This is a genomic window from Streptomyces sp. NPDC001709, from assembly GCF_053596375.1.
In genome coordinates this window covers 1-3625 of record NZ_JBSFGB010000125.1, presented here as the reverse complement: position 1 = coordinate 3625, position 3625 = coordinate 1, and the positions used below count along the sequence as shown (strand labels likewise).

3 protein-coding genes are annotated in these 3625 nt (G+C 62.8%); all 3 read left to right on the top strand.

Annotated elements, in window-relative coordinates:
• Positions 1-113 precede the first annotated feature (113 nt).
• The 3 genes from ACWC0C_RS48090 (at position 114) to ACWC0C_RS48080 (ending at position 3527) form a co-directional block, all read left to right on the top strand.
• Positions 114-1394: an ATP-binding protein gene (locus ACWC0C_RS48090; protein ID WP_450871513.1), complete on the top strand. Its 1281-nt coding sequence runs from the start codon at positions 114-116 to the stop codon at positions 1392-1394.
• Positions 1395-1625: 231 nt separating this feature from the next.
• The gene (locus ACWC0C_RS48085; RefSeq protein WP_449202068.1) at positions 1626-1970 is read left to right on the top strand and encodes an effector-associated constant component EACC1; all 345 of its coding nucleotides are present in this window, start codon (positions 1626-1628) and stop codon (positions 1968-1970) included.
• Positions 1971-2054: 84 nt separating this feature from the next.
• On the top strand, positions 2055-3527 hold the full coding sequence (locus ACWC0C_RS48080; protein ID WP_450871512.1) for a caspase, EACC1-associated type: 1473 nt from the start codon (positions 2055-2057) through the stop codon (positions 3525-3527).
• Positions 3528-3625: the final 98 nt, after the last annotated feature.

Below are 3625 nucleotides of genomic sequence, written 5' to 3'. Positions count from 1 at the left end.
ACGTCAGACATCTCGATCAACAGCTCGGGGGCCTCGCTCGTTGCGCTTCGTGGACCGTCACCTGATCGGCGGCCAACTCGAAGAAGCTCAGTGAAGCACGACGCTTCCAGCAGCTGCGGAGCCATCTGTCATACCTCAAACTCAACGACGCAGCCGAAGCACTGAACCGGGTCCTGGACCAAGCCCGCAGCGAACGAATGTCGCTGACCGCAGCCTTGGAACGGCTGCTGGAGATCGAGGTCGAAGCCACCGAAGCCCGCCGTCTCGCCGCCCGGCTGCGGTTCGCATGCCTGCCGGAGCCCTGGACCCTCAACGACTTCGACTTCGCCGCCCAGCCCGGAGTCGACGAGAAGCTCATCCGGGACCTGGCAACGTTGCGCTTCCTCGACGACGCCTCCAACGTCCTGTTCGTCGGGCCGCCCGGGGTCGGCAAGACCATGCTGTCCGTCGCACTCGGCCGGGCCGCGGTCGAGGCTGGAAACCGTGTCTACTTCACCACCGCCGCGGAACTCGCGGCCAAGTGCCACAAGGCCGCACTCGAAGGCCGCTGGAAGACCTGCATGAACTTCTTCGCCGGTCCCAAGCTCCTGATCATCGACGAGCTGGGCTACCTGCCGCTGCCCGAGGACGGCGCCTCGGCGTTGTTCCAGGTGATCAACCAGCGGTATCTGAAATCGAGCACCATCCTGACGACCAACGTTGGCATCGCTAAAGCGCACTTGTTCCGGCGAACGTGTGCCAGGTGCTGCCGAAACTTCACGAGTTCAAGCCGAGGGCGAGACGGCTGTCGCCACTGTGCTCGGGATCAACGCGATCAGCTGTTGAGACCAGCAATCCGATTGCTGGGTGGCGACCTCGGCTCCGCAGGCATCGCAGACGAGGTTTGGGCCGTCCAGGCCGTCGAGTCCGCAGCATCCATTGAGGCGCCCCCGGTCGGGGTGTCTGGTCACCCCCGAGATGTCGTTGGGGTTGAGGATGAACACGTCGTTATGAGGGCTGATCGCATACGACCCCCGCGGCATCAGCGGTGGCAGGAACCTGTGCCCCGGGGCTTCCTCTGTCACCGGCGGTGGCATCGGCACTTCCCGGAGGTCGGGACCGAGGCACTGCTGACAGGCACTGCAGGAGAAGACGGTCATGCCGCAATTCTGCTTGGAAGCTGTTTCACATCCTCTTTTCGCAGGTCACGGGGCAAGAGTGGTAGTGATCCCGCTTGCCGTTCGGTTGGGCGTCGATGGTCGCTGTTCCGAACGGCAGCGGCAGCGTGCTGGTCTTCAGGCGGCTGCGAGGGTCGTCGGCAGCACCTCCGACTGGCGGCGACGGCGGGCCAGGGCGGACGCATGGTCGCGGCGAACGACCCACGCTATTTCGAGCAGGTCGTATCAGTAGGGTGATGCCGCTGCTGGCAGCGATGGCGAGAAGCCGGCCACTCGGAGCCCCAAGCAGCGCTGAGTTCGATCGTCGGGCCGACCGAGCAACCCCTCGCCGCACTCAGCACGGGGCGGACGACTGTCTGCCGCCAAGCGCGCTACCGACAGGACATCGTTCGGTTTCCGCGGCGCACATCCGAGCCAGGGTACATACTCAAGATCAGCGGTGACCGCTTGCTGATGGGAGCAGAGACTATGAGCACGAAAATTCGGTTGTCGGGCGCTCAAGCGCAGTCGGCGCTAGTCGAACTGAGCGACTGGCTGTCCCGGGAGGACCTGCTACGGGGCCGGGTCTCGATAGAGCGTGGTCCGATCCAGCCTGAACAGATGGGTGCTATCAGCGATGTGCTGCTCGTGGCGCTGAGCGCCAACGGCGCCGGGGCGGCGCTTGCGACCTCGCTCTCGGTGTGGATCAAGCATCGTCGCCCCTCGATCGATCTCGAAGTCACCAACGAGAACGGGCAGTCTGTCACGGTGCGTGTGCGCGATGCACCCGCACAAGACATCGAGCCACTGCTGAGGAAGGCGCTGGAGAAGTAATGCAGATGTCTACTTCGACCTCTTTAGCGGGCCTGCCAGAGTGACCCACGCAACGAGTTTACTCAACGACCGGTGGGGGGCAGCGTGAGACTGCCAGATCCGACGGCGTCACGAGCCCTGCTGCTCGGCACGAGCAGCTATATGGATTCCGAACTGCCGGACCTGCCGGCCATCAAGAACAACGTTCAGGACCTGGCCAAGATTCTGACCAGCGACCAGGGTACGCGGTTGCAGCCCGACTGCTGCACTGCCTTGCTCGATCAGGACGATCGCGTGGTGATCGGCGAACACTTGATAACCTTGGCTGCAACTGCCGAGGACCTGTTGCTTGTCTACTTCGCGGGCCACGGCCTGATTGGGCCGGACGGCGAGCTCTACCTATCTCTCCCAGGGTCACGCGTCGATCGAGACCTCGTGTCGTGGAGTAGCCTGCCGTTCTCGTTGTTGCGAGGCGTTCTCGCCAACGCACGCGCCAAGAATCGTGTTTTAATCCTCGATTGCTGTTTCTCTGGAATGGCAATCGAGGTGATGGCCGACGTGGAGAGCATGGTCGCCGGTCAGATAGAGATATCCGGGACCTGCACTTTGGTATCGACGGCGGCCAACCGTGCCGCCGTGTCTCCTGCCAACGCGAGAAACACCGCCTATACCGGCGAACTGCTTGAACTGCTGCGCAACGGTCTCGACAGCGCTGCCGAGTTCGTGACACTGTTGGCCGCCCACGAACACCTCTCGAGAACGCTCGTCAGCCGGGGGCTTCCACGACCCGAGCAGCGCAACACCGGAACGATCGGCTGGCTCGCGCTTGCTCCGAACCCGCTACCGGTCGGGAGCGAGGTGCTCGATCTCTCAACAGGAAAAAAGTCATGGCACCCCTACCGGGATGCCGCTCAAGCGCTGTGGTTTGCAACCATGACGGATCCGGAACGTCGGCTGCGATCAAGCGCCCGCTACGATGTCGACGACATTTTTGAACTCGGTCGTCTCCTGGAGCAACAGGGCGATGCCACAGAAGCCGAACACCACTATCGAAAGGCTGCCGATCGAGGCCATAGATTCGCCCAGCGTCGGTATTCGCCGAGCCTAGAAAGCTCCTCGGACGACCCGCTGGTCGTGACAACGATGGTAGGAGCGGAAAAGGGAAGCGCCTCGTCAAGCGACGGGCGGCGGCACGCTCCCCTCGGTGGCCATACCGTCCGCCTCTATGTCGAGGCCGCCTGCGACCAAGCCGTCCTGCTGCGGGCGTTGAGACCTGTGGTCGTAGTCCGCGAGCCTCCGCTGGACGGAGGTTTTATGATTCCCATGGCAGTCGTGGAGGAGCGAAGGTACGAACTCGACCTAGATTCCGATTCGCCGACGCTGTCCGGTCCGCCATTCTTATACACCGTTTCCCGTAGTGATCCCGAGGTCTTCGAGATAACCACGCACTGCGGACACCACTATGTTGAGTGGTATCTGGAATTGGAGTGGACCTGTGCCGGGCAAGTAGGCGTCACTGCCATCAATCGCGAACATCCCTTCCAAACAACCGCATGGACCGCTGCTGGCCACAGTTGAGACTGCCCTTGCCGGAAATCTCGTCCGTGCAGGTCAAGCGGCATGTCGGTACTCGTGGAGGATGCCGCCGAGGCGGTCACGTCGTCGTACGTCGAGTC

What these genes read in the sequence shown, in the direction of transcription:
- ACWC0C_RS48085 (WP_449202068.1), top strand. Translation starts at nt 1,626, where the DNA reads ATGAGCACGAAAATTCGGTTGTCGGGCGCTCAAGCGCAGTCGGCGCTA.